Raw genomic sequence first — 5,437 nt, forward strand, 5'->3', positions numbered from 1 at the left:
GCGCCGGGGTGTCGAATCTCAGGCCGTGCGCTGCACCGCGGCGCGCGCGAGCTCGGCGACCACCTCTGCGCCCGGTGACGCGAGATCGTGCGCGGCGAGCGCCGCGAAGGCCTGCTCGCTCAGCTCGTCGATGAGTCCCTCGACCGCGGCGACCGCTCCGGTCTCGACCAGCAGGCCACGCAGCGTGTCGACCGTGGCCAGGTCCAGCCCGGGATCGCCCAGGGCACCCAGCAGCAGGTCGCGCTGGGCGGGCGTCGCGGTCCGCAGCGCACGCGAGACCAGGACGGTCCGCTTGCCCTCGCGCAGGTCGTCCCCGGCGGGCTTGCCCGTCGTCGACGGGTCGCCGAACACCCCCAGCAGGTCGTCGCGGAGCTGGAACGCCTCGCCGATCGGCAGGCCGTAGGTGGGGACCGCCGCGAGGCGGTCGGGGGACGCGCCCGCGAGGGCGGCCCCCAGCGCGAGCGGGTGCTCGACCGAGTACCGGGCCGACTTCGAGCGGATCACCGCGCGTGCCCTGGCCTCGTCGGCGTCCAGGTCCTCGCCCCACGGCACGGCCTGTGCGAGCACGTCGAGGTACTGCCCGACCGTGACCTCGGTCTGCATGTCGTCGAACAGCGTCCGGGTCCGCAGCGCGACGTCCTCGGGGATCCCGACGAGAGCCCCACGGATCTCCGCCTGGCTCCCGATGAGGCACAGGTCGCCGAGCAGGATCGCTGCCGACGAGCCGTACTGGACGTCGCTGCCCGACCAGGCCGCGTCGCGGTGCCGCGCCGCGAACGCACGGTGCGCCGCGGGGCGGCCGCGCCGGGTGTCGGAGTTGTCCATGACGTCGTCGTGGAACAGGGCGGCCGCCTGGAAGAGCTCGAGCGCCGCGCCCGTCCGGACGGCCGCACGTCGGCGCCCGTCGTCGACCTGGCCACCGTGCGCGCGCCAGGACCAGTAGCAGAAGGCTGCCCGCAGGCGCTTGCCACCCGTGAGCAGGTCGGCGGTGGCCTGGGCGAGAGGTGCGGCGTCCTCGCCGATCGCGGCGAGCTGGGCCCGCTGGGAGTCGAGGAAGGCGCTGAGGGCCGCGTCGACGTCGGGGCGGAGGTTCTCGCGGTCGACGGGCAGGGAGGCGGGCGCAGGGGCGTCAGCAGGCATGACCGCAGCCTAGGTCACGCGGGAGCGACGACCTGCCCGCTGACCGTCACGAGGCGGGCGTCCTCGGTGTCCAGGACGCCCACGAACAGGGTCTCGGTCGTCCCTTCGGGCGTCGCCCGGTTGAACGCGGCCTGGCCGCTCAGCCCGCCCGTCGAGGAGCCCGCGACCGCTGTGAAGCCCGCCGTCACCATCGCCTGCGAGTAGAAGTCGAGGACCTCCTGGACCGAGGCGGGCGACGAGAGGTTGAGGGTCACCTGGCGCAGCGGCTGGCCCTCGACGTCGGCCGCCGAGCTCGCGAGGACCTGCGCCTCGGGCGGGACGGGAACCACGTCGACGGGGAAGCCCTCGACCAGGGCTCCCGCCACGGAGCTCTCGTCGAACGAGGGCATGTCGGCAGCGGGGGAGAGACCCTCGGGGGCCGGGGACGAGGCATCGCCCGACGGCGCCTCTCCCGTCCCGCGGTCGGGTCCGGTCGGGGGGGCGGCGGGGGCCGAGCAGCCCGCGAGCAGGCCGAGCGCGAGGCAGGCCGCGACAGCGGTCGCCCGCGCGGTCCGGGGGCGATCGATCGAGTCAGATGGACGACGCACCCCCACACCGTAGTCATTGCGCGGCACGTGGCTCGACCACAGCCCCCGTGGGCACGGAACGCCGTCCACAGCTTCGCCAGGGATCGCCACGAGGCGCTGGTCGCGCGGTGGGATGAGCCGCATGACGACCACGATCCGGGCCCGCGGGCCCCGCGAGCTCCTCGCCTACGTCCCCTTCCGGCTCGGGTACCGCCCCGACGACAGCGCGGTCCTGATCAGCCTGCGCACCCCGCGCGGCCGGGTGGGGCTGGTCGCGCGCGTGGACCTGGGAGACCTCGCCGACCTCGAGCACGGCCCGCAGGTCGCCCGCACGCTCGTCTCGCACCTGTGCGCCGACGGCGCACGGCGCGCGGTGCTCGTCGTGTACACCGACGCGGACCTGCGGACGGGCGGCGCCTCGGCCGCTCGTGAGCGCGCCGCGGTCGAGCACTGCCGGGATGCTGCCGAGGACTTCCTGGGCGACCTGGAGGCGTGGGTCGTGGGCGCACGGGGCTACTCGTCGCTCGACTGCCTCGACGAGGCGTGCTGCCCCGCGGCGGGCAGGCCGCTCACCGATCTCGAGTCCACCCAGGTCGGCGCGCACATGGTCCTCGCGGGGGCCGCCGTCGCGCCCTCCCGGGCCCATTCCCTCGCGATCGCGGTGCTCGAGCCCGCGCTGCGCCGTCGGGCCGTCCGGGCCTCCGCACGCTGGCGCGCCGAACGCGAGAAGGCGCTCGCGGTCGGCGGGGACGCCACGGCCCGCTGGCGGGCCGCGGGCCTCGACGCATGGCAGGCCGCCGTCGCGACCGTCGACCGACGCGAGCGTGGGGGCGAGGGTGCGCTGCCGCCCGCTCTCCTGGGACGCCTCGAGGCGGCGCTCGAGAGCATCCCGGTCAGGGACGCCGTCCTGCTCTCGTTCACCGCGGGCACGGAGGACGTCGCCCGCCTCACCGCGACCGCCGTCCCGGGACCGCGGGTCGAGGCGGGGACCGCCTCTGTCATCGCGGCGATGGTCGACCCCGCGGTCGGGCTGCCGCCCGACCCGGACCTCGTGCGGAGCGCGCGCACGGTCCTCGAAGAGGTCGTGGGCGCCGGCCGCCAGGGCAGGCAGGCGCCCGCCCTCACGCTCCTTGCGCTCCTGGCCTGGTGGGAGGGAGACGGCGGGCTGGCCGCGGACCGTCTCGAGAGGGCGCTCGGCGCAGACCCCGCGTACCGGCTCGCGCTGCTCGTCAGGAGCGCGCTCGAGGCGGGGCTCGCACCGGGCTGGGCCCGCGCCGAGGCGGACGTCGCGAGGTGAGGATCGGCGGGCGTTCCGGTACCGTCGCACCTGCCGGGGTGGTCCCGGTCCGCAGCCCGGGAAGCCCCGTCCTGCGCGCGCCAGCAGGCATGCCGGCAGGCATGACCATGACGGAGGATTCCCATGACGGTCGTCGTCGGCTACCTGTCCACCCCCGAGGGTCGCGAGGCTCTCGGCACCGCCGTCGACGAGGCGATCAGCCGTCGGAGCGAGCTCCTGGTCGTCGTGAGCGACAAGGACGGCCGCTCGCTCCCCGAGCAGGCCGACGAGCGGCTCGCGGACATCGCCCGGATCACGGCGCCCCTCGACGAGGCAGGGATCCCGCACCAGGTCGTGACCGGCACGGGCGAGGTCGCCGAGGACCTGGTGTCGACCGCGGAGACCCACGGTGCCGGCCTGATCGTGATCGGTCTGCGTCGACGGAGCCCGGTCGGCAAGCTCATCCTCGGGTCCAACGCCCAGCGCATCCTCCTGGACGCCCCGTGCCCGGTGCTCGCGGTCAAGCCGCACCGACCCTGACGAGGGCTCGCAGGGTCCGCGTCGTGTCGCCCGCGCGGCCGCTCGACGCGCGGGGGCCGGAGGGTGTGACCAGGACCATCGTCCGGGGGAATCTTCCGCGGTCCCGGCGCGTTGACCAGGGGACGACAGCAGCGGAGTGGACGTGTGCAGGCCTGTAGGCGGCAACTCACCCGCGTCGGAACACGCTTCACCGGCGCCCGACGACGGTTCGGCCGGTACAATATAGGTGTCCGCACATGATCCGAGAGTCCTCCGATCTCCCGGGCACGCCCCTCCAGTGATTGCCGAAAGGTCGGTTTGTGGCGCCCTCTTCCCAGAACCCCGCTCTCCCGCACGAGTTCGAACACCCCGCGTTGCAGGAACTGCTGCGCAAGGGCAGTGAGAACGGCCGGGTCGACGCCGAGAGCTTTCGCAACGCCTGCGAGAGCGCGACGATCGGCGACCCCAAGCGTCTGAAGGCCGTGCTGCGTGCACTGGCCGGTGCCGGTGTCGAGGTCGAGATCCCCGTCGCGACCAAGGTCGCCGCCGCCACCTCCTCGCGCTCCACCACCACGTCGCGGGCCGTCAAGCCCGCCACCAAGAAGGCCGCGACCCCGCGGGCAGGTGCCGTCACGACGACGCGCACCGCCGCAGCCACCGCCGCTGCCGAGGCCGGGTCCACGGACGCCGCGACCGACGAGGCCGCAGCGCCCGCCGCCAAGGCACCCGCGGCGCGCAAGCGTGCCACGACGGCCAAGACAGCTGCCCCCAAGGCAGCGGCCACCACGCGCCGCAAGCGCGGCGCCAAGGACGACGAGGACTCCGACGAGGTCGTGGTCGAGGACCTCGTCGAGACCGACGACGACGCGGAGACCCCCGCGACCGCCGCCAAGCCCGCCGAGGAGGCGGACGAGTCGCGTGGCTTCGTCTACTCCGACGCGGACGACGACGACGCACCGGCCCAGCAGGTCGTGACCGCGGGCGCCACGGCGGACCCGGTCAAGGACTACCTCAAGCAGATCGGCAAGGTCGCGCTGCTGAACGCCGAGCAGGAGGTCGAGCTCGCCAAGCGCATCGAGGCCGGCCTGTTCGCCGAGGAGCGCCTGAGCTCGGGCGACACGTTCGAGCCCAAGCTGCGCCGTGAGCTCGAGTGGATCTCGGGCGACGGTCGTCGCGCCAAGAACCACCTGCTCGAGGCCAACCTGCGTCTGGTCGTCTCGCTCGCCAAGCGCTACACGGGCCGCGGCATGCTGTTCCTGGACCTGATCCAGGAGGGCAACCTCGGTCTGATCCGTGCGGTCGAGAAGTTCGACTACACCAAGGGCTACAAGTTCTCGACGTACGCGACGTGGTGGATCCGTCAGGCCATCACGCGCGCCATGGCCGACCAGGCCCGCACCATCCGTATCCCGGTGCACATGGTCGAGGTCATCAACAAGCTGGCCCGCGTGCAGCGCCAGATGCTCCAGGACCTGGGCCGCGAGCCCACCCCGGAGGAGCTCGCCAAGGAGCTCGACATGACCCCCGAGAAGGTCGTCGAGGTCCAGAAGTACGGCCGCGAGCCCATCTCGCTGCACACGCCGCTCGGCGAGGACGGTGACAGCGAGTTCGGTGACCTCATCGAGGACTCGGAGGCCGTGGTCCCCGCGGACGCCGTGAGCTTCACGCTGCTCCAGGAGCAGCTCCACCAGGTTCTCGACACCCTCTCCGAGCGTGAGGCGGGCGTCGTCTCCATGCGCTTCGGCCTGAGCGACGGGCAGCCCAAGACGCTCGACGAGATCGGCAAGGTCTACGGCGTGACGCGTGAGCGCATCCGTCAGATCGAGTCCAAGACCATGTCGAAGCTGCGTCACCCGAGCCGCTCGCAGGTCCTGCGCGACTACCTGGACTGACCGGCCCGACCAGCAGCGCCGAGAGGCCCGCACCCCTTCGGGGG

At 73.6% G+C, this 5,437-nt stretch carries 5 protein-coding genes; 3 read left to right on the forward strand and 2 right to left on the reverse strand.

All coding sequences use genetic code 11. The annotated features are described in order from the left end of the window. Nucleotides 1-18: 18 nt before the first annotated feature. Nucleotides 19-1,140: a polyprenyl synthetase family protein gene (locus ACFWFR_RS16975; RefSeq protein ID WP_377623779.1), complete on the reverse strand. Its 1,122-nt coding sequence runs from the start codon at nt 1,138-1,140 to the stop codon at nt 19-21. 14 nt (nt 1,141-1,154) lie between these two features. Then, nucleotides 1,155-1,727 carry a hypothetical protein gene (locus ACFWFR_RS16980; RefSeq protein ID WP_377623780.1) on the reverse strand — a complete coding sequence of 191 codons (573 nt, stop codon included), beginning with the start codon at nt 1,725-1,727 and terminating at the stop codon, nt 1,155-1,157. Between the two features lie 121 nt (nt 1,728-1,848). On the opposite strand from ACFWFR_RS16980, the gene ACFWFR_RS16985 reads away from it, so the two are divergent. From ACFWFR_RS16985 to ACFWFR_RS16995, 3 genes are all read left to right on the forward strand, one after another. After that, on the forward strand, nt 1,849-3,003 hold the full coding sequence (locus ACFWFR_RS16985; protein WP_377623781.1) for a DUF4192 domain-containing protein: 1,155 nt from the start codon (nt 1,849-1,851) through the stop codon (nt 3,001-3,003). A 123-nt stretch (nt 3,004-3,126) separates the two neighbouring features. Continuing rightward, nucleotides 3,127-3,522: a universal stress protein gene (locus ACFWFR_RS16990; protein WP_377616365.1), complete on the forward strand. Its 396-nt coding sequence runs from the start codon at nt 3,127-3,129 to the stop codon at nt 3,520-3,522. Nucleotides 3,523-3,821: 299 nt separating this feature from the next. Next, the gene (locus ACFWFR_RS16995) at nt 3,822-5,393 is read left to right on the forward strand and encodes an RNA polymerase sigma factor (RefSeq protein ID WP_377616366.1); all 1,572 of its coding nucleotides are present in this window, start codon (nt 3,822-3,824) and stop codon (nt 5,391-5,393) included. Nucleotides 5,394-5,437 lie beyond the last annotated feature (44 nt).

This window comes from Oerskovia sp. NPDC060287, assembly GCF_042726775.1.
GTDB classification, from domain to species: domain Bacteria; phylum Actinomycetota; class Actinomycetes; order Actinomycetales; family Cellulomonadaceae; genus Oerskovia; species Oerskovia merdavium.